This is a genomic window from Collimonas sp. PA-H2, assembly GCF_002564105.1.
In the GTDB taxonomy this organism is placed as follows: domain Bacteria; phylum Pseudomonadota; class Gammaproteobacteria; order Burkholderiales; family Burkholderiaceae_D; genus Collimonas.
Map to the genome: position 1 here is coordinate 3,938,970 of NZ_PDBX01000001.1, position 22,898 is coordinate 3,961,867.

The 22,898-nt window shown below is 59.5% G+C and carries 23 protein-coding genes; 17 read left to right on the forward strand and 6 right to left on the reverse strand.

Annotated features, from left to right (window positions below; genetic code table 11):
• Nucleotides 1-49: 49 nt before the first annotated feature.
• The 9 genes from iscR to iscX all read left to right on the forward strand — a co-directional run bounded on the left by iscR (nucleotide 50) and on the right by iscX (nucleotide 6,590).
• On the forward strand, nucleotides 50-532 hold the full coding sequence (gene iscR, locus BCF11_RS18120; RefSeq protein ID WP_098495982.1) for a Fe-S cluster assembly transcriptional regulator IscR: 483 nt from the start codon (nucleotides 50-52) through the stop codon (nucleotides 530-532).
• A gap of 17 nt (nucleotides 533-549) precedes the next feature.
• On the forward strand, nucleotides 550-1,803 hold the full coding sequence (locus BCF11_RS18125) for an IscS subfamily cysteine desulfurase (protein ID WP_098495983.1): 1,254 nt from the start codon (nucleotides 550-552) through the stop codon (nucleotides 1,801-1,803).
• 60 nt (nucleotides 1,804-1,863) lie between these two features.
• Entirely contained in the window at nucleotides 1,864-2,262 is a 399-nt protein-coding gene (gene iscU / locus BCF11_RS18130; protein WP_092357272.1) for a Fe-S cluster assembly scaffold IscU, read from the forward strand.
• A gap of 152 nt (nucleotides 2,263-2,414) precedes the next feature.
• Complete coding sequence (gene iscA, locus BCF11_RS18135; RefSeq protein ID WP_014007106.1) at nucleotides 2,415-2,738, forward strand: iron-sulfur cluster assembly protein IscA; 324 nt, start codon at nucleotides 2,415-2,417, stop codon at nucleotides 2,736-2,738.
• 150 nt (nucleotides 2,739-2,888) lie between these two features.
• On the forward strand, nucleotides 2,889-3,404 hold the full coding sequence (hscB, locus tag BCF11_RS18140) for a Fe-S protein assembly co-chaperone HscB (RefSeq protein ID WP_098497564.1): 516 nt from the start codon (nucleotides 2,889-2,891) through the stop codon (nucleotides 3,402-3,404).
• A 42-nt stretch (nucleotides 3,405-3,446) separates the two neighbouring features.
• Entirely contained in the window at nucleotides 3,447-4,067 is a 621-nt protein-coding gene (locus BCF11_RS18145) for a LysE family translocator (RefSeq protein WP_098495984.1), read from the forward strand.
• A 46-nt stretch (nucleotides 4,068-4,113) separates the two neighbouring features.
• Entirely contained in the window at nucleotides 4,114-5,979 is a 1,866-nt protein-coding gene (gene hscA / locus BCF11_RS18150; RefSeq protein ID WP_098495985.1) for a Fe-S protein assembly chaperone HscA, read from the forward strand.
• 54 nt (nucleotides 5,980-6,033) lie between these two features.
• The gene (fdx, locus tag BCF11_RS18155; RefSeq protein WP_098495986.1) at nucleotides 6,034-6,372 is read left to right on the forward strand and encodes an ISC system 2Fe-2S type ferredoxin; all 339 of its coding nucleotides are present in this window, start codon (nucleotides 6,034-6,036) and stop codon (nucleotides 6,370-6,372) included.
• A 23-nt stretch (nucleotides 6,373-6,395) separates the two neighbouring features.
• On the forward strand, nucleotides 6,396-6,590 hold the full coding sequence (iscX, locus tag BCF11_RS18160; protein WP_098495987.1) for a Fe-S cluster assembly protein IscX: 195 nt from the start codon (nucleotides 6,396-6,398) through the stop codon (nucleotides 6,588-6,590).
• A 72-nt stretch (nucleotides 6,591-6,662) separates the two neighbouring features.
• Here the strand turns inward: iscX and BCF11_RS18165 are convergent, their stop codons facing one another.
• Together BCF11_RS18165 and BCF11_RS18170 are read right to left on the reverse strand one after the other, a co-directional pair.
• Complete coding sequence (locus tag BCF11_RS18165) at nucleotides 6,663-7,373, reverse strand: glycine zipper 2TM domain-containing protein (RefSeq protein WP_098495988.1); 711 nt, start codon at nucleotides 7,371-7,373, stop codon at nucleotides 6,663-6,665.
• Nucleotides 7,374-7,670: 297 nt separating this feature from the next.
• Complete coding sequence (locus tag BCF11_RS18170; protein ID WP_098495989.1) at nucleotides 7,671-8,678, reverse strand: porin; 1,008 nt, start codon at nucleotides 8,676-8,678, stop codon at nucleotides 7,671-7,673.
• A gap of 286 nt (nucleotides 8,679-8,964) precedes the next feature.
• Between BCF11_RS18170 and BCF11_RS18175 the strand changes: the two genes are divergently transcribed.
• Complete coding sequence (locus BCF11_RS18175) at nucleotides 8,965-9,930, forward strand: LysR substrate-binding domain-containing protein (RefSeq protein WP_098495990.1); 966 nt, start codon at nucleotides 8,965-8,967, stop codon at nucleotides 9,928-9,930.
• A gap of 6 nt (nucleotides 9,931-9,936) precedes the next feature.
• On the opposite strand, the gene BCF11_RS18180 is transcribed toward BCF11_RS18175, so the two are convergent.
• The 4 genes from BCF11_RS18180 to BCF11_RS18195 all read right to left on the reverse strand — a co-directional run bounded on the left by BCF11_RS18180 (nucleotide 9,937) and on the right by BCF11_RS18195 (nucleotide 14,393).
• Nucleotides 9,937-10,785 (reverse strand): glycine betaine/L-proline ABC transporter ATP-binding protein, encoded by an 849-nt coding sequence (locus BCF11_RS18180; protein ID WP_098495991.1) that lies wholly within the window; start codon nucleotides 10,783-10,785, stop codon nucleotides 9,937-9,939.
• Between the two features lie 3 nt (nucleotides 10,786-10,788).
• Nucleotides 10,789-11,661, reverse strand: a complete 873-nt coding sequence (locus BCF11_RS18185) for a proline/glycine betaine ABC transporter permease (RefSeq protein ID WP_098495992.1) — start codon at nucleotides 11,659-11,661, stop codon at nucleotides 10,789-10,791.
• Between the two features lie 141 nt (nucleotides 11,662-11,802).
• Nucleotides 11,803-12,831, reverse strand: a complete 1,029-nt coding sequence (locus tag BCF11_RS18190; protein ID WP_233212532.1) for an ABC transporter substrate-binding protein — start codon at nucleotides 12,829-12,831, stop codon at nucleotides 11,803-11,805.
• Nucleotides 12,832-12,941: 110 nt separating this feature from the next.
• Nucleotides 12,942-14,393: an NAD-dependent succinate-semialdehyde dehydrogenase gene (locus tag BCF11_RS18195; protein ID WP_098495993.1), complete on the reverse strand. Its 1,452-nt coding sequence runs from the start codon at nucleotides 14,391-14,393 to the stop codon at nucleotides 12,942-12,944.
• Between the two features lie 288 nt (nucleotides 14,394-14,681).
• Here BCF11_RS18195 and BCF11_RS18200 point away from each other — a divergent pair, with 288 nt between their 5' ends.
• The 7 genes from BCF11_RS18200 (at nucleotide 14,682) to BCF11_RS18230 (ending at nucleotide 22,713) form a co-directional block, all read left to right on the forward strand.
• The gene (locus BCF11_RS18200) at nucleotides 14,682-15,677 is read left to right on the forward strand and encodes an aldo/keto reductase (protein ID WP_098495994.1); all 996 of its coding nucleotides are present in this window, start codon (nucleotides 14,682-14,684) and stop codon (nucleotides 15,675-15,677) included.
• Nucleotides 15,678-15,722: 45 nt separating this feature from the next.
• The gene (gene fae, locus BCF11_RS18205; protein ID WP_098495995.1) at nucleotides 15,723-16,226 is read left to right on the forward strand and encodes a formaldehyde-activating enzyme; all 504 of its coding nucleotides are present in this window, start codon (nucleotides 15,723-15,725) and stop codon (nucleotides 16,224-16,226) included.
• Nucleotides 16,227-16,321: 95 nt separating this feature from the next.
• Nucleotides 16,322-17,746, forward strand: a complete 1,425-nt coding sequence (aldA, locus tag BCF11_RS18210) for an aldehyde dehydrogenase (protein ID WP_098495996.1) — start codon at nucleotides 16,322-16,324, stop codon at nucleotides 17,744-17,746.
• Nucleotides 17,747-17,803: 57 nt separating this feature from the next.
• Nucleotides 17,804-19,102 carry a nitrate/nitrite transporter gene (locus tag BCF11_RS18215; RefSeq protein ID WP_098495997.1) on the forward strand — a complete coding sequence of 433 codons (1,299 nt, stop codon included), beginning with the start codon at nucleotides 17,804-17,806 and terminating at the stop codon, nucleotides 19,100-19,102.
• Nucleotides 19,099-20,343 (forward strand): mandelate racemase/muconate lactonizing enzyme family protein, encoded by a 1,245-nt coding sequence (locus tag BCF11_RS18220; protein WP_098495998.1) that lies wholly within the window; start codon nucleotides 19,099-19,101, stop codon nucleotides 20,341-20,343. Before BCF11_RS18215 ends, BCF11_RS18220 begins: the two co-directional genes overlap by 4 nt.
• Complete coding sequence (locus BCF11_RS18225; protein WP_098495999.1) at nucleotides 20,343-21,968, forward strand: GMC family oxidoreductase; 1,626 nt, start codon at nucleotides 20,343-20,345, stop codon at nucleotides 21,966-21,968. Before BCF11_RS18220 ends, BCF11_RS18225 begins: the two co-directional genes overlap by 1 nt.
• Before the next feature lie 58 nt (nucleotides 21,969-22,026).
• Nucleotides 22,027-22,713: an SDR family oxidoreductase gene (locus tag BCF11_RS18230; RefSeq protein ID WP_098496000.1), complete on the forward strand. Its 687-nt coding sequence runs from the start codon at nucleotides 22,027-22,029 to the stop codon at nucleotides 22,711-22,713.
• Nucleotides 22,714-22,898 lie beyond the last annotated feature (185 nt).

Below are 22,898 nucleotides of genomic sequence, written 5' to 3' on the forward strand. Positions count from 1 at the left end.
TTTCCTGAACGGAAGGGCGCGGATAGATAGGTTCAAGAGCGGAGATTACATGCGTCTGACGACAAAAGGCCGGTTTGCGGTAACTGCGATGATCGATTTGGCATTGCGCCAGGGCAAGGGTCCTGTGACCTTGTCCGCCATCAGCGAGCGGCAAGAGATTTCCCTATCGTATCTGGAACAATTGTTCGGTAAGTTGCGCCGTCACCAGATTGTTGAATCCGTACGCGGGCCAGGCGGCGGATACAACCTGGCGCGCAAAGCGGAAGACGTCACCGTGGCCGATATCATAATCGCGGTCGACGAACCGCTCGATGCGACCCAGTGCGGCGGCAAGGAAAATTGCCACAGCCCGGACCACGAAGGCGGCAGCCGCTGCATGACGCACGATCTGTGGTCGACCCTGAACGCCAAGATGGTCGAATACCTGGATTCGGTGTCGCTCAAGGATTTGGTAGAACAGCAGCACGCGCAGCAAAAGAAGACCCTGGAACAAAATGTGGTGGTGATGCACCGGTCCCACCTGGTTGCTTGATTGGAGCTCAAAATAGTATGAACGCACCCTTGGAAAAAAGCCTGATAGACACATTGAAGGCGCCTCACTTCCCGATTTATATGGATTATTCGGCAACTACGCCGATCGATCCACGTGTTGCCGACAAGATGATTCCCTACCTGCGCGAGCAGTTCGGCAATCCGGCTTCGCGCAGCCACATGTATGGCTGGTCTGCTGAAAAAGCCGTCGAAGACGCGCGCGAGCAGGTCGCCAAGCTGGTCAACGCCGATTCGCGCGAGATCATCTGGACTTCCGGCGCCACCGAAGGCAACAACCTGGCGATCAAGGGCGCGGCCAATTTCTACAAGACCAAGGGCAAGCACATCATCACCGTCAAGACCGAACACAAGGCGGTGCTGGACGTGGTGCGCGAACTGGAGCGCCAAGGTTTCGAGGCGACTTACCTGCAACCGCAGGACAACGGCCTGATCACGCTGGAACAGCTGGAAGCGGCGATCCGCCCGGACACCATCCTGATCTCGGTCATGTTGGTGAACAATGAAATCGGCGTCATCCAGCCGATAGAAGAAATCGGCGAACTGTGCCGCCAGAAGGGCATCATTTTCCATTGCGATGCGGCGCAAGCCACCGGCAAGGTCGTGATCGACCTGGAAAAATGGAAAGTCGACCTGATGACTTTCACTGCGCACAAGACTTACGGCCCTAAGGGCGTCGGCGCCCTGTACGTACGGCGCAAGCCGCGCGTGCGCCTGGAGGCGCAGATGCACGGCGGCGGCCACGAGCGCGGCTTGCGTTCGGGCACTTTGCCTACCCACCAGATCGTCGGCATGGGCGCGGCTTTTGAAATCGCTCGTGAAGAAATGGATGAAGAAATCGTCCGCATCAAGGCGCTGCGCGACCGCCTGGCGACCGGCCTGCAAACGATCGAAGAAGTGTATGTCAACGGCGACATGGCGCACCGCGTGCCGCACAACCTGAATGTCAGCTTCAACTATGTTGAAGGCGAATCGCTGATCATGGCGATCAAGGACATCGCGGTCTCGTCAGGCTCGGCCTGCACCTCGGCCAGCCTGGAGCCGTCGTACGTATTGCGCGCGCTGGGCCGCAGCGACGAATTGGCGCACAGCTCGATCCGCTTCACCATCGGCCGTTTCACGACCGAAGAAGACATCGATTTCACGATTGAACTGATCAAGACCAAGGTTGCGAAACTGCGCGAGCTGTCGCCGCTGTGGGATATGTATAAAGACGGGATCGATATCAGTACGATCCAATGGGCGGCGCACTAAGCTATTTTTCTGCGGCTGATTGAATCTTCAGCGCCGCAGCATCAAACAAGGAGCAACAAAATGTCTTACTCAGCAAAAGTTTTGGACCACTACGAGAATCCACGCAATGTCGGCGCCTTTGAAAAAGGCGACGAGACTGTAGGCACCGGCATGGTCGGTGCGCCTGCTTGCGGCGACGTCATGAAATTGCAGATCAAGGTCGGCGCCGACGGCATCATCCAGGACGCCAAATTCAAGACCTACGGCTGCGGCTCGGCGATTGCTTCGTCGTCGCTGGTGACCGAATGGGTCAAGGGCAAGACCTTGGATCAAGCCATGTCGATCAAGAACACCCAGATCGCCGAAGAACTGGCGCTGCCGCCGGTCAAGATCCACTGCTCGATCCTGGCGGAAGATGCAATCAAGGCCGCGGTTGAGGATTACAAGGCCAAGCACGGCGAGCAGAAGCAAGCAGCTTAACTAATTGGGGACAGAGCTGCCCGGGTAGGGTTTAAGAGCCACCGCAGCGTGGCGAATTACTCTGTCCTCAACTGGTCAGATGCAGCGGTTAAATTGCAAAGTTATGGGTAGGACCGAGGGTTTTATAACCTCAGAAAAGAGATCGACGGTATATGGCAATCACACTTACGGAAAAAGCGGCGAAGCATATCAACCGCTATATCGAGCGGCGCGGCAAGGGCATCGGCCTGCGTTTCGGCGTGCGCACCACCGGCTGCTCGGGGCTGGCTTACAAGCTGGAATACGTGGATGAGAAGACGGATGAAGACGCCGTGTTCGAATCGCACGGGATCCAGGTGTTTGTCGATCCCAAGAGCTTGCCGTATATCGACGGTACCGAGCTCGACTTTGCCCGCGAAGGCTTGAACGAAGGCTTCAAGTTCTACAACCCGAACGTCAAGGACGAGTGCGGCTGCGGCGAGAGTTTCCGCATCTGACGCCGGCGGACTGCGCCGGGTTGCATCACGCTGGATTAGATGGATGACCAAGCCTGTTGATGTACGACAGGCTTTTGTTTTATAGCCGGACCCATGCAGATGGCCGGCCACTTGGGGCCAGGCGACGCCAGCCCAGGCTACTTTAAAACCATGCAAAATCACTTCGAACTGTTCCAACTGCCGCAACACTTCACGCTCGACATGACGGCGCTGGACCAGGCCTACCACGAGGTGCAGAACCAGACGCATCCGGACCGTTTCGTCAACGCCACTGCTGCTGAAAAGCGCGTGGCGATGCAATGGACCACACGCGCCAATGAAGCCTACCAGGTCCTGAAGAGCCCGTTCAAGCGCGCCGCCTACCTGTGCGAGCTGAACGGCGTCGAGCTGCAGGCGGAGTCGAACACGGCCATGCCGGCGGCTTTCCTGATGCAGCAGATGGAGTGGCGCGAAACGCTGGACGATGCGCGCGCCGCCAAGAACGTGGCAGCGCTGGAGCAGCTGGACCGCGAATTGCGCGCCGCCCGCAGGGCCGATCTGCAGGAGATCGGCAAGCTGCTGGATGCCGGCGATTTCGAAAAGGCGGCGCAACTGGTGCGGCAGCTGATGTTCCTGGACAAGTTCGGCAACGAAATCGGCAATGCCTTCGCCATTCTTGAATCCTGATTAAGCCGTTTATTTCAATTTCATCCTTCGCCGAGTAATAGCATGCCTGAAATCTGGTTGTTCCTTATCGCCGCAATGACCCTGACCCTGGCGCCGGGGCCGGACAATATCTATGTGCTGACGCGCGGCATCGCCCAGGGCCGCAAGGCCGGGCTGGTGTCGGCGCTGGGCTTCAGCTCGGGCCTGATTTTCCATACCATGCTGGCGGTGCTGGGTTTCGCCGCGCTGATCAAGGCTTCGCCGTTGGCGTATTCGCTGCTGCGCTATGCCGGCGCCGGCTACCTGGTCTACATCGGCGTGCGCACCCTGCGTTCGCATTCGGCTGTCCAGCTGGGCGGCAGCGATACGGCGCCGCCGATGAAGCTGTCGCGCATCTATTGGCAGAGCGTGATCGCCAACATCCTGAATCCGAAAGTAACGCTGTTCTTCATCGCATTCCTGCCGCAGTTCGTGAATGCAAGCGCTGGCCATATTCCGGCACAGATGCTGCTGCTGGCGGCAATATTCATCCTGCAGGCGCTGGCCATTTTTAGCGTGGTCGCTCTGTTTTCCGGCATGGTCGGCGCGTTCTTCCAGCGCAGGAAATCGGCAGCCACTATCATGAACCGCTTGGCGGGCACGGCGTTTATCGGACTCGGTATACGCATCGCTTTGCCGCAATAAGCAATCAACGCAATCAACAGCAATCAACGAAAAGCAAGACACCCCTATGGCACTTTTGCAAATCTCAGAACCCGGCATGTCCACCGCACCGCATCAGCATCGGCTGGCGGTGGGGATAGACCTGGGCACCACCAATTCGCTGGTAGCGACGGTCCGCAACAGCATCCCCGAGGTGCTCAACGATGAAGCCGGCCGGCCTTTGCTGCCGTCGATCGTGCGCTATCTGCCGAACGGCAATGCCCACATCGGCTACAAGGCGCAGGCAGCCCAGACTACCGATCCCAAGAACACCATTTTGTCGGTCAAGCGTTTCATGGGCCGCGGCTTGAAGGACATCGCCTACGCAGAAAACCTGCCTTACGATTTCCTCGATGTGCCTGGCATGGTGCAGCTCAAGACGGTGGCTGGAGTCAAGAGCCCGGTGGAAATCTCGGCGGAAATCCTGGCCACCCTGCGGCAGCAGGCGGAAGACGCGCTGGGCGACGACCTGGTCGGCGCCGTGATCACCGTGCCGGCCTATTTCGACGATGCACAGCGCCAAGCCACCAAGGACGCAGCCAAGCTGGCCGGCCTGAATGTGCTGCGCCTGCTGAACGAACCGACTGCGGCGGCGATCGCCTACGGCCTGGACAACGCCTCGGAAGGCGTCTACGTGGTCTACGATCTCGGCGGCGGCACTTTCGATATCTCTATCCTGAAGCTGACCAAGGGCGTGTTTGAAGTGCTGGCCACCGGCGGCGATTCGGCGCTGGGCGGCGATGATTTCGACCATCGACTGATTTGCTGGATCAGCAAGGAAGCCGCGCTGGCGCCTTTATCCGATGAAGACACCCGGATACTGATGGTCAAGGCGCGCGAAGCCAAGGAACTGCTGTCGACCAAGGCAGAGGTGACCATCGACGCCGTCCTGAATTCAGGCGAACGGGTGCACCTGGTGCTGACTTCGGAAGTTTTTGAGGCAATCACCCAGCATCTGGTGGTCAAGACTTTGACGCCAACCCGCAAGGCGTTGCGCGATGCCGAACTGAGTATCGATGACGTCGATGGCGTGGTGCTGGTCGGCGGCGCTACCCGCATGCCTAGCATCCGCAAGGCGGTCGGCGAATATTTTCAGACTACGCCGCTGGCGAATATCGATCCGGATAAAGTAGTCGCGCTGGGCGCGGCGATCCAGGCCAATCTGCTGGCCGGCAACCGCGCTCCTGGCGACGACTGGCTGCTGCTGGATGTGATTCCCTTGTCGCTAGGCATAGAAACCATGGGCGGCCTGGTGGAAAAAGTCATTCCGCGCAACTCGACCATTCCCTGCGCCCGCGCCCAGGAATTCACCACTTTCAAGGATGGCCAGACCGCAATGGCGATCCAGGTCCTGCAAGGCGAGCGCGAGCTGGTCAGCGATTGCCGTTCGCTGGCCAAGTTTGAATTGCGCGGGATTCCACCGATGGCGGCCGGCGCGGCGCGTATCCGTGTTACCTATCAGGTCGACGCCGATGGCTTGCTGTCGGTATCGGCGCGCGAACTGCGCTCCGGCGTGGAAGCTTCGATCAGCGTCAAGCCGTCTTACGGCCTGGCAGATGACGATATCGCCCGCATGCTGCAAGAGTCGTTTGCCTCAGCCGACGTCGACATGCAGGCGCGCGCCTTGAAAGAAGAACAGGTGGAAGCCGAACGTATCGTGCTGGCCACCGAATCGGCCTTGCAGAGCGATGCCGCGCTGTTGTCGGCGGCAGAGCAGGGCGCGATTGCAGTCTTGATCGCGGCTGTCCGCGAACAAGCGCAAGGCAGCGACCACCTGGCCATCAAGGTGGCAGTCGATGCGCTGGCGCACGGCACCGAGGAGTTTGCCGCGCGCCGCATGGACCGCAGCGTGCACGATGCCTTGACCGGCAAGACGCTGGACCAGGTGTCGTAAATAATTGCAGAATAATTTCACACGCAGAATCAACCTATTCCCGAGGTAAACCAAGTGCCCCAAATCGTCGTATTGCCCCATCCTACCTATTGCCCAGAGGGCGTTGTGATTGAAGCCCCGCGCGGACAGTCGGTCTGCGATGCCTTGCTCGAGCATGACATCGAGATCGAGCACGCCTGCGAAAAATCCTGCGCCTGCACTACCTGCCACGTCGTGGTGCGCGAAGGCTTTGCCTCGCTCGGCGAACTTGAAGACAAAGAAGAAGACTTGCTGGACATGGCCTGGGGGCTGGAAGCGACTTCGCGCCTGTCCTGCCAGGCCATCCTCGGCGAGCAAGACCTGGTAGTCGAGATTCCCAAGTACACCATCAACCACGCCAGCGAAAACCACTAAGAACCACTAAGCGGAGCAGCGCCATGAAATGGATAGACTCACTGCAGATTGCAGAAGCCTTGTACGACAAATTCCCGGACGTCGATCCGGAAAAAATCCGGTTCACCGATTTGCACAACTGGGTGCTGGAACTGGACGGTTTCGACGATGATCCCAAGCATACCGGCGAGAAAATCCTGGAAGCGATACAAGCAGCCTGGATAGAAGAAGCCAGATAAACGCCGGCCCAATAAAAAACCCGCTGTCGCTACATCAGTAGCAACAGCGGGTTTTTATTTGGCGCAGCGGTTTTAGCCGCGGCCTTCCAGGTGACCGTTGACGACGCGAACTGCATCGCCGACACGCCAGCCCTGGCCCGATTGCGGGAAGGTGCGGGTCTTGCCGTCGTCCATCCGCACCACTACCTGATAGGTGGTGTTGCTGCGGGTGCGTTTTTCCACTTCGTTGCCGGCAAAGCCGCCGCCGACAGCACCGGCGACCGTCGCCAGGGTGTTGCCGTTGCCGTGGCCGACCTGATGGCCTAGCACACCGCCCAATACCGCGCCGGCTGCAATGCCCAAGCCGCTAGGCGGGACCGCGTGCTGGATCGCCTGGATCGATTCAACCTGGCCGCAGCTATGGCAGATTGCTGGCTGTGACGGTGCGGACTGGCGCGGCGCCTGTGCATATTCGGGACGCTGGACGGGTTGCTGTTGCGGCTGCTGTGCCTGCATCGGCGGCTGCGCGTAATTGCCGTTCTGGCCGCCTTGCTGCATCTGGCCACCTTGCTGCATGCCGTTGTTCATCAGCGGCTGCTGCTGAGGCTGTTGTTGCGCTTGTTGTTGCTGCTGGTTGTAGTCGGCAGAGCCTGGCGCCAGCGCGGCGACTGAGGCCGGCGTCGACTGCGAGCTAGGGAACAGGCCTGTCATCGCGGCCACGCCTATCAGGCTGGCCAGCGTTACTGCTACGGCCGCGGTGGCGACCAGCGGGTGAATGCGGTTGCTTGGTTTCGGGTTGTCCATTATTACCTCCAGAAAATCTTTTGTTTGTTGAGTAATGTCATTATCAAAGCTTCGCGGGCTGAACACTAGGTTGATAATGTGTCAGATGTATCCTTATGTAACGAGTTCAATCTGTCAGGAAACATTTTACTGGGGGAATTGGATTTGCCGCGCAAGAATCAAAAAAATAGCTTATTTCAGCCGTAGGGCGGGCATGCAATGCCCACGCGATGTGGAAGATATCGCTTACGCGTGGGCACTTTGTGTACATCCTGCAAACTTGAGCTATGCCGGCCCCGGCTGGAATGCCGGGCACGGCTAGAAAGTATGGCTCATGCCGACCGCATAGCCGGTGGTGTCGGCCTTGATTTTTTCCCGGTACAGGTCGCTGTACAGGATGGTGCGTTTAGACAACGGGTGACTGTAGCCCAGGCTGACCTTGTGGTTGCCGCTGTCCTGGTTGCGCCCGTAGCCGGCCTTGATGCTGTCCGTGCCGACCGCATAGGTGGCCGCCAGCACCATCAGCCGTTCGCTGCTCCTGCCGGCCGCTGCCGCATTCACGCCGACCAGTTTGGTATGGGCATAAGAGCCCATCAGCACCAGCCCGCTGAAATCGTAGGAGCCGCCCAGGAAATAGATATTGTCGCTATTGCCATTGCGTTCATAGGATGCCATGGCGCCGACCGGGCCTTTGCCATAGTTGAGCGAGATGCCGAGGTTGCGGGTTTTCGCCAGCGGATTTCTTTCGACCTCGCCGGCCACGGCAAAGCGGAAGCCGGAAAAATCCGGCGAATCGTAGAACACGCCATTGCTGATGCGCGCGAAGTTGGCGTAGCCGAGCGCGACGTCGCTGATGCCGTCGCTGCTGTAGCTGCCGGTCTGGTAGCTGGCCAGCGAACCGTTGAAGCCGCTGTTGTACCAAGGCTCGAACAGCCAGATATTGTTCCACAAGGGCGTCACCGCGCGGCCTATGCGCAAGCTGCCGGCGCTGCCGCTTTTCAGGCCGACTGTGCTCTCACCCTGGAAGAAGGTGGTCGGACGCTCCTGGGCGCCGGTGGCGGGTATGAAGCGGGTCTGCAGATTGAAGATGGTGGCCAGGCCGTCGCCCAGGTCTTCCTGCCCCTTGAAGCCCAGCCAGTTGTTGTAGCCGCGCCCCATGATGACCGCGCCGCCGCTTTCCTTGCCGATAGATACATCCAGGTTGCCGTACATGGTTACGCTGGTTTGCGCCTGCGCCTGGGATGCTGCCGCTGCGAGTAGGACAAGTCCTAACTTGAACGTCTTGCGGCGCAATTGCCGGCTGCTGCCGCGATTCAGATTTATCATTCCTGGTCTCCGTGTCGTTATATATTTTTTGAGCGCGCATGCTGCGAGCCGGCTTATCTTCTGCGATTCGGCGGATGTTTCCCAACGCAATTATTAGATGGACCTATCGCATATTCAGATAAGTCCTACGGACGCTTGAGAAGGCGGCCGGATGGCGGTGGCGCGCCATCCACGGCTGACGGGGAGAACGGCGTTGCGAGCGGATTTGCCAGTAGAATGTCAGGCACAGCAGCGCATAAAATACTGACAACGCGCTGCCAAGATAACTAAATCACAGGAGATACCCATGGATCGTCGCTGCCTGCCATTAAATGCATTGCGCGCTTTCGAGGCGGCCGGCAAGCATCTGAGCGTGACTGCCGCGGCGAACAGCCTGTTCGTCTCGCAGAGCGCCGTCAGCCGCCATATCCTGACGCTGGAAGCCTTGCTGGGCGTGAAGCTGTTTGACCGCAAGCACCAGCATCTGGAGCTGACCGAAGCGGGGCGGGCGCTGCTGCCGGTGGTGAACAAGTCCTTCGACCGCATCGAGCATGTGCTGAAAGACATCCTCAAGGACGGCGCCGAATCGCGCCGCGTGCTGCACATCCAGATGCCGTCGACCTTCGCGCATAACCTTGCGGTGCCTATCCTGCGCGAATTCAGGAATATCTTCCCGGATGTGATGCTGGACCTGGTGATCCCCAACAAGGTCGGCATGCCGGATATCAACAGCGATATCGCGGTGGTGTATTCCAAGCCCGAAGTCAATGATCTGATCGCCGACCTGCTCTGGCATGTGCGGCTGACGCCGCTGTGCCATCCCTGCCTGCTGCAGGCGGCCAACGCCGCCAGCCTGGCGGATTTTGTGGCCGGCAACGAGATCGTGCACGTGATCCTGGAAGGGCAGCCGCGCCATCGTCTGTGGGACCGTTTCGTGCGGCAGGCCGAACTGTCCAAGGTCTCGGTGGACCGCGGGCTGGTGTTCGAGACCGCCAACCTGGCGGCGCAATATGCGATGAGCGGCACTGGCATCGCCCTGCTCGATCCTTTGCTGTTCCAGGACGAGTTGCGTAGCGGTGCGCTGGTGCAGCCGTTCGACGCCTGGGTCGACGACGGCTACGGCTACTACCTGCTGACCCATTCCGACGACTTGCTGGACGAAACGATTGCTTCGTTCCGTTCCTGGATGATCCAGCGTTTCGCCAATTCCTCGCTGGAACTGCAGCACCTGGTGCGCCGCACCGGCCTGCCGGCCGCAGCGGCGCAGGCCTGATGCCGGCTAGGCCGGCTGACTGCTGCCGCTGGATCGGCGTTCGACGAAGCGCCTGACGTAGTCGTCTGCCGGACGGTTGAGGATGTCGTCGGCACTGCCGACCTGCACCAGCACGCCGTCGCGCAAGATGGCGATCTGCGCGCCGATGTGGATCGCTTCATCCAGGTCGTGGGTGATGAACACGATGGTCTTGTTGAAGCGTTCCTGCAGCACCAGCAGTTGATCCTGCATTTCCGCGCGTATCAGCGGATCGAGCGCGCTGAAGGCTTCGTCCATCAGGATGATGTCGGTATCGGCCGCCAGCGCCCGCGCCAGGCCGACGCGCTGGCGCATGCCGCCGGACAGCTGGTCCGGATAGGCCTTGGAATAGCCTGTCAGGCCGACCCGTTCCAGCCATTCATGGGCCTGTTCGTGCGCCTCCTTCTTTTTCACGCCGCGCGTCAGCAGGGCGAAGGCGGTATTGTCCAGCACCGACCAGTGCGGCAGCAGGCCGAAGCTCTGGAACACCATGCTGATCTTGTTGCGGCGCAGTTGACGCAAGCCATGGGCATCGAGCGTGAGGATGTTTTCGCCATCGATCAGGATTTCGCCCTGGGTCGGATCGATCAGGCGGTTGAAATGCCGCACCAGGGTCGATTTGCCGGAACCGGAAAGGCCCATGATGACGGAGATCTTAGCTTCCGGAATCTCCAGTGAAATATCGCGCAGGCCGACATTGCAGCCGGTCTGCTGCAAGACTTCCGCCTTGCTCTTGTCCTGCCGCAGCAGGTCCAGCGCCGTTGCGCAATCCGCGCCAAACACTTTGTAGATATTGCGTACCGAAATTTTGCTAGGAGTAGTGTGTGCTTGATTCATGATTTATTCCGGCTTGGTCAGTTGCGAGCGCTGGCGGCGGTTCATGCCGTAGGCCTGGGTAATGCGGTCGATCACGATCGCCAGTATGACGACGGCGACGCCGGCATGCGCGCCTTTGCCGAAATCGAGGTTGGTCAGCCCTTGCAGGATATCCTCACCCAGACCGCGTGCGCCGATCATCGAAGCCACCACCACCATCGCCAGCGCTAGCATGGTGGTCTGGTTGATGCCGGCCATGATGCTGGGACGCGCCAGCGGCAGCTGCACCCACATCAACAGCTGGAATTTGGTGGTGCCGAAGGACCAGGCGGCGTCGCGGGTTTCCTGGTCGACCTGGCGGATGCCGAGCTCGGTCAGGCGTATCAACGGCGGCAGCGCGTAGATCACGGTGGCCAGCACGGCGGGCACCTTGCCGATGCTGAACAGCATCACCGCCGGCAGCATGTAGACAAACATGGGGAAGGTCTGCATCACGTCCAGCAGCGGCAGCAGCAGCCGCGACAGCAGCTTGCTGCGCGCCATCATGATGCCGATAGGGATGCCAATGACCAGTGAAATGATGATCGACACCAACATGATGCTGAGCGTCTGTATGGTTTTTTCCCACAAGCCCAGGCAGCCGATGAAGTACAGCGCCAGCACGAAAGCCAGACTCATGCGCACCCGGCGCAAGGCGTGGTAGCTGATCAGGCCGACCGCTGTCAGCACCAGCCACGGCGGTATCGATTGCAGGAAACTTTCCAGCGGTACCATCAGGTAGCGCAGCATGAAGGTGGAAATGTCGTGCAGGCTGTCGCCGTACTTCTGGACGATGCTGCTGATACCGGAATTTAAGACTTCGGAAAATGAAATTGGGATAAAGAATTCGAAAGACATGCTGATTCCTTCTGAAAGCACGGTGTTGCCAGCCATTGGCAAGCGGATGAGGTGCTGCGTGCGGCTGATACGAAGAGACGATGAAACGCGGGATCAAGCCCGCTGCCAGCATAGCGCAGCAGCAGGCTTCAGGGCAGTTGCTTACAACTTGGTTTCGATTTTTTGCGCGACGTCAGCCGGCACCCACTGCGTCCACAACGCTTTGTTTTTTTGCAGGAACTCTTTGGCCAACACCGAGCCGCCGACCTTGCGTTCGCCCATTTCGGTGATCGCGTGGTTGACGATATCGGCCGGTACCGAGAGCTTGTTGAAGAAGGCAATGATGTCCGGTGCGCCCTTGATGAACGGGGTCGAGACGCCGATGGTCAGCTTGAAGGAAGGCGTGCCGGTGCCGCAGACCTCATCGGTGGTGGTGTTTTGCACGGTCTTCCAGCATTTTTCCGTGAATTCCGGTTCCTGCAGCTGCACGAATTTGTACTTGCCCATCAGGCCGGCCGGCGACCAGTAGTAGAACAGGATAGGCTTGCCGCGTTCGTAAGCAGAGGAAATGGTGGCGTCCAGCGCGCCGCCGGTACCGGGCCGGAAATTGGTATAGCTGGCGGCTAGCTTATAAGCCTTGAATTTCTGGTTGTTGATGCGTTCGCAATCCCAGCCGGCAGGACAATTCAGGAAGCGGCCCTTGGCCGGATCTTCATCGTCGCTGAACAGGTCTTTGTATTTCGGCAGGTCGGCCACCGATTTCAAGCCGGGAGCGACCGCCTTGATGCCGCGCTTGGGATCGCCGTTGACCACATAGTCCGGCACGAACCAGCCTTCGCGGGTGCCGCCGGCCAGGATGTTGCCGACCAGATCAATCTTGCCATCGCTACGGCCCTTCTTGATGACATTGGTGCGGTCCCATTGCTCGACCCAGACCTGCAGGTCGTTCGACACCAGCGCGGTCTCGGTTACCGCAGTGCTGCCGGTGACGCTTTCGGTTTTGCAGCCATAGCCGTTGGCGACGATGAAATTGGCGAGCTCGGTAAAGAACTGCGCGCTTTCCCAGGTGACGCCGGCGAACTTGACCGGCTTGCCGTCGGCGCACCATTGCGGAGTTGCGGTGGCTTGCGCCGCGCTGGCTGCCAGGGTCAGCAGCATGGCGCCGGCGCATTTTTTGATGATGTTTTGCAAAATGTTCTCCTTTGGTTTTTTATCATATCCACTGTATCTGTCACCAGCCGTGGACTTGGTTGTTGCAGCTAGTCCAAAGCACCGGCTGGCGCTTTGGACTTCACATGGCTTTACAGGCCTCCCATGCACAGGTACTTCAATTCCAGGTATTCGTCGATGCCGTATTTGCCGCCTTCGCGGCCCAGCCCGGATTGCTTGACACCGCCGAACGGCGCTTCCGCATGCGAGATGACGCCGGTGTTGATGCCGACCATGCCGACTTCCAGCGCTTCGGCCACACGCCATACGCGCGCCATGTCGCGGCTGTAGAAATAGGCAGACAAGCCGAACTCGGTGGCGTTGGCCAGTTCGATAGCCTCTGCTTCGCTGTCGAAGCGGAACAGACCGGCCACTGGGCCGAAGGTTTCCTCCTGCGCCAGCTGCATCTCGGGCGTGGCGTCCAGCAGCACGGTCGGCTGGTAAAACGTGCCGCCGAGAGGGTGGCGGGCGCCGCCTGTGGCCAGGCGGGCGCCCTTGGCCAAGGCATCGGCCACGTGTTCCTCCACTTTGCGCAGGGCATCGCTATCGATCAAGGGGCCTTGGGTGGCGCCTTCTGTAGTGCCTGGGGCAACTTTCAAGGCCGCCACGCGCGCCGTCAGCTTGGCGGCGAAGGCGTCATATACGCCCGCCTGCACCAGGATGCGGTTGGCACACACGCAAGTCTGTCCGGTATTACGGAATTTCGAGGCCATCGCGCCATCGGCGGCGCCATCCAGGTCGGCGTCGTCGAACACGACAAACGGCGCATTGCCGCCTAGCTCCAGCGATAGCTTCTTCAAAGTATCGGCCGATTGCCGGGCCAGCAGGCGGCCGACGGCGGTCGAGCCGGTGAACGACAGCTTGCGCACCACGTCGCTGGAAGTCAGCACGCCGCCGATCTGCACGGCATCGCCGGTGATCACGTTCAACACGCCGCCGGGGACGCCTGCCTGCTGCGCCAGGTAGGCCAGCGCCAGGGCTGACAAGGGGGTTTGCTCGGCCGGCTTGAGAATCATGGTGCAACCTGCCGCCAGGGCCGGGGCTGCCTTGCGGGTGATCATCGCCAGCGGGAAATTCCAAGGCGTGATCGCCGCGGTCACGCCGACCGGCTGCTTGATCACCACGATGCGGCGGTCATTGGCCGGCGACGGCACCACATCGCCATAGCTGCGCCGTGCTTCTTCGGCAAACCATTCGATGAAGGAGGCGGCATAGGCGACTTCGCCGCGGGCTTCCGCCAGCGGCTTGCCTTGTTCGGCTGTCATCAGCTGCGCCAAGTCTTCCTGATTGGCCATCACCAGCTCGTACCACTTGCGCAAGATGTTGCTGCGCTCCTTGGCCGTACGCTGGCGCCATGCCGGCCAGGCAGCATCGGCGGCAGCGACGGCGCGCTGGGTTTCGGCGGCGCCCATATCCGGCACGCTGGCGATGACCGCGCCGCTGGCCGGGTTGATGACCTCGAAGCGGGTTTGCTTGTCCGCATCTTGCCATTCGTTGCCGATCAAGGCCTGTTGCCGGAGAAGCTGGGGATTTTGCAATTGCATAAGATTCCTGGTAAGCGTTTGGTCTGTGCATATATTCGGCGCAAAGGACAATCCCGCCCAGCACAATAATTAGATAGTGCTATCCAAATTTGTGATGCATAGCCGCTCGCCCAGCATATGTCCTGCACCTGCGTAGCGGAAATTGCGCGGTATATGTAGGTTTTATCTGTTTTTGGCTTGCGGGCAGTTATGCGTTTTTTAGATGGCGTAATCTGTATTTGATGTTTGTCGGCAGCCGCTGCCTGCTCCTACGATGGCTGCTCATCCACCCATTTCAAAACACCTCTCATGCAAACTGTCCGCTTCGGCCGCACCGGCCTCAAAGTCTCGCGTTTCTGCCTTGGCACCATGTCGATGGGCTCATCGAAGTGGAAGGGCTGGGTGCTGGATGAAGACAAGACCGCACCTATCCTGAAGAGCGCGCTCGATCTCGGCATCAATTTCTTCGACATGGCGGACTGGTATTCCAACGGCGCCAATGAAGAGGTGGTCGGCCGCACGCTGTTGAAACTCAAGCAACGCGACAGCCTGGTGCTGGCCACCAAGGCCTTCTACGCCATGAGCGAGGACGCCAACGACCAGGGTTCGTCGCGCAAGCATCTGATGGCCTCGATCGATCGTTCGCTGCGGCGCATCGGCACCGACTACATCGACCTCTACCTGCTGCACGCATTCGATCCGCACACGCCGCTGGCCGAGACCATGGAAGCTTTGCACGACATCGTCAAATCCGGCAAGGCACGCTATATCGGCGCCTGCACCATGTATTCCTGGCAATTCGCAGAGATGAATGCGATTGCGCGGCAAAACAACTGGACTGAATTCGTCAACATGCAATGCCAGTACAGCCTGCTGTACCGCGAAGAAGAGCGCGAAATGATGCCTTACTGCCAGGACAAAGGCATCGCGGTGTCGACCTTCAGTCCGCTGGCGCGCGGCTACCTGACCGGCGTGCAAAAGAGCGCGCGCACTGAGCACGATCCTTTCCTGACGCAGTTCTTCGGCGACGAGATCGATGTTGAAATCGCCAACCGCGTGGTCAAGGTCGCCGCCGACCGCGCAGTGCAGCCGGGGCAGATCGCCATGGCTTGGGTGGCGCAGAACGGCAACTCTACCGTACCCATCATCGGCGCCGACAGCCCGGAACAGCTGCAGCTGGCGGTAGCAGCCGGCGAGATCGTCCTCAGCGTCGAAGAGCGCCAGTTCCTGGAGCAAGCCTACCGGCCGCGCGACATGATCAACGATTACAACGAAATACGCCGTCCACGCAGTTTCAAATCCTGATTTTTACAACCTGACAATACCTACATAAAGAGACAAGGAATCCACATGATCAAGATTGGCGAAGGTTTTTGCGGCAGCGGTCCGAATGCAGCACATATCAATTTGTTCCTCGGCCCGAAAAACGGCCCCATGGGAACGGCCACGGTGACCGCCGCCAGCAGCCCGGGACCGGGACATATCCCGTTCCAGGCGGTGCTTAAGCCCAACATGCCGGTCAAGCCCACCACCGTGTTCATCGGTAAGGCGGTGCTGACCACACCGAACCATGAAAACATGACCTGGGGCCCGGCCCAGGCCGGCGTCGCCCATGGCGTCACCAAGGCCTTGCTGGACGGCGTGCTGCCGCCGGAAGCGGAAGACGAGTGGATCGCCGTGGCAGCGGTGTGGGTCAATCCGCTGGCCGACGACGCCGACCAGGTGTATGCCAACAACTGCGAAGCGACCTACCTTGCGGCGCAGCGGGCGCTGGCCAAAGGCTGGCCCAGCCGCAAGGAACTGGCGGAGGCGCTGGGCAGCATTTCCAATCCTTTCTACACGCCGAAAAAATAGCGTTCCACGGCGCCGGCGCATGCCCGTGCCGTTCTGCGGACCAGTCCGAGAAGCTGCTATCTTGGGTCGGTCCCTTCATTTTCAGAGAGTCTGTCATGCGTATCTATAAGAATTTCATCGGCAATCAGTTTGTGAGCGCAGTCAACGATGAAGCCATCGTCGTGCGTGATCCTGCCACCGAACAATTGGCGGGTCAGGTTTCTGCCGCCACACCGGAGCAGGCACGGGCGGCGGTCGATGCCGCCGCCGCTGCGCAAAAATCGTGGCGGAAATTGCCCGCAGTAGAACGCGCCAGGCATCTGCATAAACTGGCCGATGCCCTGGTGGCGCGTGCCGGCGAGATCGGCAAGGCGCTGGCCGCCGAATCCGGCAAGAGCCTGGAGGACGCCAGCAATGAAGCCATCTACGCTGCCGAGATCACCCGCTATCATGCCGAGTGGGCGCGCCGCATCGAGGGCGAAATCATTCCCAGCGACTCGCCCTCGGAAAACCTGCTGCTGATGCGTGAGCCGATCGGCGTGGTGGCTTGCCTTATTCCATTCAACTATCCGGTCTACACCTTGCTGCGCAAAATCGCTCCGGCCCTGATTGCGGGTAACACTGTGGTGGTCCGTCCCAGCAACAACACGCCATGCTCGGCTTTTGAAATCGCGCAAGCGGTGCTGGATGCCGGCTTGCCGCCGGGCGTGGTCAACATCCTCAGCATGCAGCACGAAGTGGCGGCCAGCGTCTGCACCCATCCCAAGGTTGGCATGATCACACTGACCGGCAGCGTCGGCGCCGGGCGCCAGGTGCTGGAATATTCCAAGACGAATATCGCAAAGTCGTCGCTGGAACTGGGCGGGAAAACGCCGGTGATTGTCGAAGCGGATGCCGACCTGGAACTGGCGGCGAATGAAATCACCTCATCCAAGACCACCAATTGCGGGCAGCTCTGTACTGCGGTGGAGCGCGTGTATGTGAATCGCAAGGTGGCGGCCAAGCTGATTGCGCTGCTCAGGGAAAAATTCGGCAGCCGGCAATGCGGCAACCGTGCCGACAATCCGGCGCACATGGGGCCGTTGATCAATGCGGCGGCACGCAGCAATACACATGGGATGGTAGAGCGCGCCATCGCCGCCGGCGCAACGTTGGAAGCCGGCGGCGCCATCCCTGCAGGCAAGGGCTTTTTCTATCCGCCGACCCTGCTCAGCAACTGCCGCCAGGAGATGGAGATCGTGCAGGAGGAAGTATTCGGCCCTGTACTGTGCGTAGTCGAGTATGACAGCGTCGAGCAGGCCCTGGAGATGGCCAACGATCACCAGTTCGGCCTGTCTTCCATCATCTACACCACCGACTACCGCACCGCAATGCAGGTCGCCAACAACATCGAAGCCGGCGAACTCTACATCAACCGGATTCCGGCCGATCCCTACCAGGGCTACCACGCCGGCTGGAAGCGTTCCGGCCTGGGCGGCGACGATGGCAAGCACGGCATGCTGGAATTCACCCAGACCCGTTTGGTGGTCATGAAGTACTAGAAAAGAATGACCTGCATGGCGCACGCAGAAGGCGCAGCAGATTCACAGGATAGAGACATGATAGATACCTTTGCAATAGCAGCAGGCAGCTCCGCGTTACAGAAGAAGCAGGATTTGAAGCGTTACTTTCAGTTTGCATTATTGCTGCTGGCCGCCGGCACCATTTACCCCATGCTGTATTTGCGGCAAAACTACGAACTGACCATTCTCGATGCCTTCCGCATCAGCAAGGACGAGCTGGAAAACAGTTATGCCTTGATGGGAGTGATCTACCTGATTGCTTACGGACCTAGCGGCTGGCTGGCCGACAAGATGTCGGCGCGCATCCTGATTCCATTTTCGCTGGCGCTGGTCGGCGTCTTCGGATTGTGGTTCGCCAGCTTTCCAGACAAGCAGTTCCTGCCGCTGATCTTTGCCGGCTGGGGCATAGGCGCCGGACTGACTTTCTGGGCCGCGCTGATCAAGAGCGTCAAGCTGCTGGCCAAGCGCGATGAACAGGGACGTTTTTTCGGGATTCTGGACGGTGGCCGTGGTTTGATCGAAGCGGTGCTGGCGACCGCCGCGCTCAGCATCTTTGCCTACATGATGCATAACTCGGCCACTAGCCGGCAAGCCATGCAACCCATCGTGTACATGTACTCGATCAGTTGCCTACTGATCGCGGTGCTGATCTTTGTGTTCCTGGACAAGCGCGATGTGGATGCGGTTTCAGATGCTGCCAGGCGGGACAAAGTGGGCCTGATCACCGGCTTGCGCATCTTGCTCGGGATTCCTCAGCTGTGGCTGATGGCTTTCATTATCCTTACCGGTTATCAGCTGTTCTGGGTAACGTATTCCTTTTCCTCCTTCCTGCGCCAGGGGCACGGCATGGATGCGGTGGCGGCCGGCACCATTACTGTCATCAAACTGTGGATGCGACCGATCGGCGGCATCGGCGGCGGCTTCCTCGGTAATCGCTTTTCCAACGAAAACGTACTAGCCGGCGCCATGCTGCTGGCGGCGGCCGGCCTGGTCGGCCTGATGATCTTGCCGGAGTACGCCAACACTTATGTGCTGCTCGCCTTTGTGCTGTTGATCGGCACCATGAGCTACACCGTGCGCGGCCTCTACTGGGCGCTGCTGGACAAGTGCCAGGTGCCGGCCGCGGTGATCGGCCTGGCGATCGGTGTGGTGTCGATGGTCGGCTATCTCCCGGACGTCTTTTTGCCGGAAATCAACGCTGCAGTGCTGACGAAATTTCCCGGATTAACCGGCTTCAAAGTGTATTTCGGCTATATCGCCTTGTGCGGTGTGCTAGGCGCCGTCGGTGTGTTCTATTTTAAAAAATCTACCAAGAAGGAAAGGGCGCAGCCATGAAAATCGTATCAATGCAATCCCATATCGTCGCCGTACCGCCGCCGTATTTCGGCGGCATGTACTGGATCTTCGTGACGCTGAAGACGGACTGCGGCATCGAAGGCGTCGGTGAAATATACGCTTCGACCTTCCATCCCAAAGTCATGGTGCCGGCCATCGCCGATGTCTTCGAACGCCATCTGCTGGATCACGATCCGCATCATATCGAGCGCTTTTTCCGCTCCGCCTATTCGAGCGGTTTCACCCAGCGCCCCGACCTGACCATGATGGGCATCGTCAGCGGCCTCGAAATGGCATGCTGGGACATCATCGGTAAGGCCGCCAACAAGCCGGTCTACGAACTGATCGGCGGCCGCGTGCATGAACGACTGCGTTCTTATACTTATCTGTATCCGAAGAACAGCAAGGGCGAGTACGACTACGACGATGTCGACCTGGCGGCGGAGTGCGCGGTGGACATGATGAAGCAGGGCTTTACCGCGGTGAAGTTCGACCCCGCCGGCCCGTACAGCGCTTATTCCGGCCACCATCTGTCGCTGGAAGTGATGGACAAATCGGAAGAGTTTTGCCGCAAGATCCGCGATGCGGTCGGCAGCAAATGCGATCTGCTGTTCGGCACCCACGGCCAGATGTCGACCGCTTCTGCCGTGCGGCTGGCCAAACGCCTGGAAAAATACGACCCGCTGTGGTTTGAAGAGCCGGTGCCGCCGGGGCAGTCGGACGCGATGGCGGTGGTGGCAGGCAAGACCAGTATTCCGATCGCTACCGGCGAACGGCTGACCACCAAGTACGAGTTCTTCGATTTGCTGAATCGCGGGGGCGCCTCCATCCTGCAGATGAACCTGGGCCGCGTCGGCGGCATCCTGGAAGCCAAGAAAATCGCCGCGATCGCCGAAGTGTATTACGCGCAGATCGCGCCGCATCTGTACAACGGGCCGATCGGCGCCGCCGCCAGCATCCAGCTGGCGACCGCCACGCCGAATTTCCTGATCCAGGAAAGCATCCGCAACTGGGATGGCTTCCATTCCGAGATCCTGAAGAAACCGATTGCCTGGGAAGACGGCTTCATCATCCCATCGACCGAACCTGGCCTTGGGGTAGAGTTGAACATGGACGTGGTGGCGGCCAACTCGCCGTATACCGGCGACAAGCTGCATATTTCCATGGATCCCAAGCCGTTTGACGTCAAACATCAGTCTTCTGACAGCTGGAAAAACCGTTGGCGCACAGAGAGTAAATAATGGCTTTTGATTTCATCATCGTCGGCGCCGGCTCGGCCGGCTGCATCCTGGCCAATCGTTTGAGCGAGTGCGGCAAGTACAGTGTGCTGCTGCTGGAGGCCGGCGGCCGGGATAATTCCTATTGGCTGAAGATCCCGGTCGGTTTCGCCCGCACTTACTATAATCCGGACTACAACTGGATGTACTACAGCGAGCCGGACGCGCAGATGGCGGGGCGCAGTCTGTATGCGCCGCGCGGCAAGGTGCTGGGTGGCTCGGGCAATATCAATGCCATGATCTACGTGCGCGGCCAGGCCAGCGATTTCGACGACTGGGAAGCCGTCGGCAATCCGGGATGGTCCTATCGCGATGTGCTGCCTTACTTCAAGAAACTGGAAGCCCATCCGCTCGGCGACACCAGTCATCACAGCAGCAAGGGATTGATCGGCATCACCCAGATGAAGCACGGCGCCCATCCGATCTGCCAGGATTATCTGCAAGCGTGCAAGGAGCTCGGCTACCCGCTGAATGACGACTTCAACGGCGCCAGCTTCGAGGGCGCGGGCATCTACGAAGCCAATATCCGCAAGGGCAAGCGCGATTCCAGCAGCTACGCCTACCTGCATCCGGCGCTGAAGCGGCCCAACCTGACGCTGGAATGCAATGCCCTGGCCGAACAGATCCTGTTCGATCCGGACAAGCGCGCGGCCGGCGTCGCAGTCATGCAAAACGGCTTGCGCCGCGTGTTCAACGCCAACAAGGAAGTCATCCTGGCGGCCGGCGCGGTCGACTCGCCCAAGCTGCTGCAATTGTCAGGCGTGGCGGACGCGGAACTGCTGGCCGCCCATGGCATTCCGTTGGTGCAGCATCTGCCAGGGGTGGGCAAGAATCTGCAGGATCACCTGTGCGTATCGTTCTACTTCAAAGCCAATAAGAAGACGCTGAACGACGAGCTGGGATCGCTGCTGGGCCAGGCCAAGGCGGGCATCCAGTATCTGTTCAACCGCAGCGGCCCGCTGGCGATGAGCGTCAACCAGGCCGGCGGCTTCTTCAAGGGCAGCGCCGACGAACAGCATCCCAACCTGCAGCTGTACTTCAATCCCTTGTCTTACCAGATTCCCAAGAATCCCCTGGCGAAACTGAAACCCGATCCGTATTCCGGCTTCCTGCTGTTTTTCAATCCATGCCGCCCCAGCAGCCGCGGCGCCATCGAAATCGCCGGCAAGGATGCCAGCGTGCCGGCCAGGATCATGCCGAACTACCTCAGCACGCAAAAGGACCGGGACGAAGCGATCCAGGGTGGCGCTCTGATACGCAAACTGATCCAGGCGCCGTCCTTCAAGAAGATCATCGTGGAAGAAGTATCCCCAGCTGCCGCCGTCAGCGACGACGCCAGCATGCTGCAATTCTTCCGCGAACAGGCCGGCTCGATCTACCACCTGTGCGGCTCTTGCGCGATGGGTCCGGACCAGCAAAGGTCGGTGGTTTCCAGCAAGCTGAAAGTGCACGGCGTCAAAGGCCTGCGAGTGATCGACGCTTCGATTTTTCCCAACATCACCTCAGGGAATATCAATGCGGCGGTGATGATGGTGGCGGAGAAGGGGGCGGAGCAGATACTGACCGATTATCGCCAGCGCGGGGTGTGAAAATTCGACTCTGACCCTAATTTTACTAATTTTATTAATGTATGTCTGGAACAAATTCATGAAGAGCATTTTTATTACCGGCGGCACCAGTGGCATTGGTGCGGCTACGGCGCGCCATGCGATCAATGCTGGCCACAATGTATTCGTCACCGGCCGCAGCGAGCAGCGACTGCAGGCTTTCCTGGGCTCCTTTCATGGCGAACAGCGTTCTCGCATTTTTGGCGAGGTCGTCGATGCCGGCTCGTGGGAGCAGACCGAGTCCGCCGTGCAGACATGCATGCAGCGTTGGGGCAAGCTGGATGTGGCTTTCGCCAATGCGGGATTTTCCGCGCGCGGCGATCTGGTCAGCGGCGATCCGGAGAAGTGGCGTGAGATGGTGATGACGAACGTGCTGGGTGCGGCGCTGCTGATCAAAGCCACCGTGCCGGCGCTGATTGCCTCGCGCGGCTTTTTCCTGTTCACCGGCAGCACTGCCGGCCGCAAGGTTTATCCGGGCAATCTCTACACTGCAACCAAATGGGCTATCACCGGCCTGGCAGAAAGCTTGCGCCAGCAACTGGTCGGAAGCAGGGTGCGTGTCTCCGTTATCTCCCCCGGCCATGTAGATACCCCACTGTGGGCTGAACGCCCAGACGCCATGATGGAAGCGGACGATGTCGCGCGCACGGTGATGTGGGTACTAGACCAGCCCGATCATATCGATGTCAGTGAAATGATTATCCGCGCACTCGGGCAGGAGTTTTAACCAAGAACTTAATTGGGGTCAGAGTCGAATTATTTAATGGGTGAGGTCGGAGTCGATTTGTTTCTGGCGACTGCGTAGATTTGTACTCCGTAAGACGTCAAATGGGGTCAGAGTAATTTACGGCGATGAAACTGCCGTAAAAAACTCTGACCCTATTTGACTGCGCCGTTGCTGATTTGCTGGAA

Bases quoted from the DNA above. Each gene is read 5' to 3' on its own strand.
- BCF11_RS18170 (WP_098495989.1), bottom strand. From the start codon at position 8,678: ATGATAAATCTGAATCGCGGCAGCAGCCGGCAATTGCGCCGCAAGACG.
- fae (WP_098495995.1), top strand. From the start codon at position 15,723: ATGATCAAGATTGGCGAAGGTTTTTGCGGCAGCGGTCCGAATGCAGCA.
- iscA (WP_014007106.1), top strand. From the start codon at position 2,415: ATGGCAATCACACTTACGGAAAAAGCGGCGAAGCATATCAACCGCTAT.
- BCF11_RS18220 (WP_098495998.1), top strand. From the start codon at position 19,099: ATGAAAATCGTATCAATGCAATCCCATATCGTCGCCGTACCGCCGCCG.
- BCF11_RS18195 (WP_098495993.1), bottom strand. From the start codon at position 14,393: ATGCAATTGCAAAATCCCCAGCTTCTCCGGCAACAGGCCTTGATCGGC.
- iscU (WP_092357272.1), top strand. From the start codon at position 1,864: ATGTCTTACTCAGCAAAAGTTTTGGACCACTACGAGAATCCACGCAAT.
- hscB (WP_098497564.1), top strand. From the start codon at position 2,889: ATGCAAAATCACTTCGAACTGTTCCAACTGCCGCAACACTTCACGCTC.
- BCF11_RS18175 (WP_098495990.1), top strand. From the start codon at position 8,965: ATGGATCGTCGCTGCCTGCCATTAAATGCATTGCGCGCTTTCGAGGCG.
- iscX (WP_098495987.1), top strand. From the start codon at position 6,396: ATGAAATGGATAGACTCACTGCAGATTGCAGAAGCCTTGTACGACAAA.
- BCF11_RS18225 (WP_098495999.1), top strand. From the start codon at position 20,343: ATGGCTTTTGATTTCATCATCGTCGGCGCCGGCTCGGCCGGCTGCATC.
- BCF11_RS18200 (WP_098495994.1), top strand. From the start codon at position 14,682: ATGCAAACTGTCCGCTTCGGCCGCACCGGCCTCAAAGTCTCGCGTTTC.
- aldA (WP_098495996.1), top strand. From the start codon at position 16,322: ATGCGTATCTATAAGAATTTCATCGGCAATCAGTTTGTGAGCGCAGTC.
- BCF11_RS18185 (WP_098495992.1), bottom strand. From the start codon at position 11,661: ATGTCTTTCGAATTCTTTATCCCAATTTCATTTTCCGAAGTCTTAAAT.
- BCF11_RS18215 (WP_098495997.1), top strand. From the start codon at position 17,804: ATGATAGATACCTTTGCAATAGCAGCAGGCAGCTCCGCGTTACAGAAG.
- BCF11_RS18230 (WP_098496000.1), top strand. From the start codon at position 22,027: ATGAAGAGCATTTTTATTACCGGCGGCACCAGTGGCATTGGTGCGGCT.
- iscR (WP_098495982.1), top strand. From the start codon at position 50: ATGCGTCTGACGACAAAAGGCCGGTTTGCGGTAACTGCGATGATCGAT.
- hscA (WP_098495985.1), top strand. From the start codon at position 4,114: ATGGCACTTTTGCAAATCTCAGAACCCGGCATGTCCACCGCACCGCAT.
- BCF11_RS18125 (WP_098495983.1), top strand. From the start codon at position 550: ATGAACGCACCCTTGGAAAAAAGCCTGATAGACACATTGAAGGCGCCT.
- BCF11_RS18145 (WP_098495984.1), top strand. From the start codon at position 3,447: ATGCCTGAAATCTGGTTGTTCCTTATCGCCGCAATGACCCTGACCCTG.
- BCF11_RS18165 (WP_098495988.1), bottom strand. From the start codon at position 7,373: ATGGACAACCCGAAACCAAGCAACCGCATTCACCCGCTGGTCGCCACC.
- BCF11_RS18180 (WP_098495991.1), bottom strand. From the start codon at position 10,785: ATGAATCAAGCACACACTACTCCTAGCAAAATTTCGGTACGCAATATC.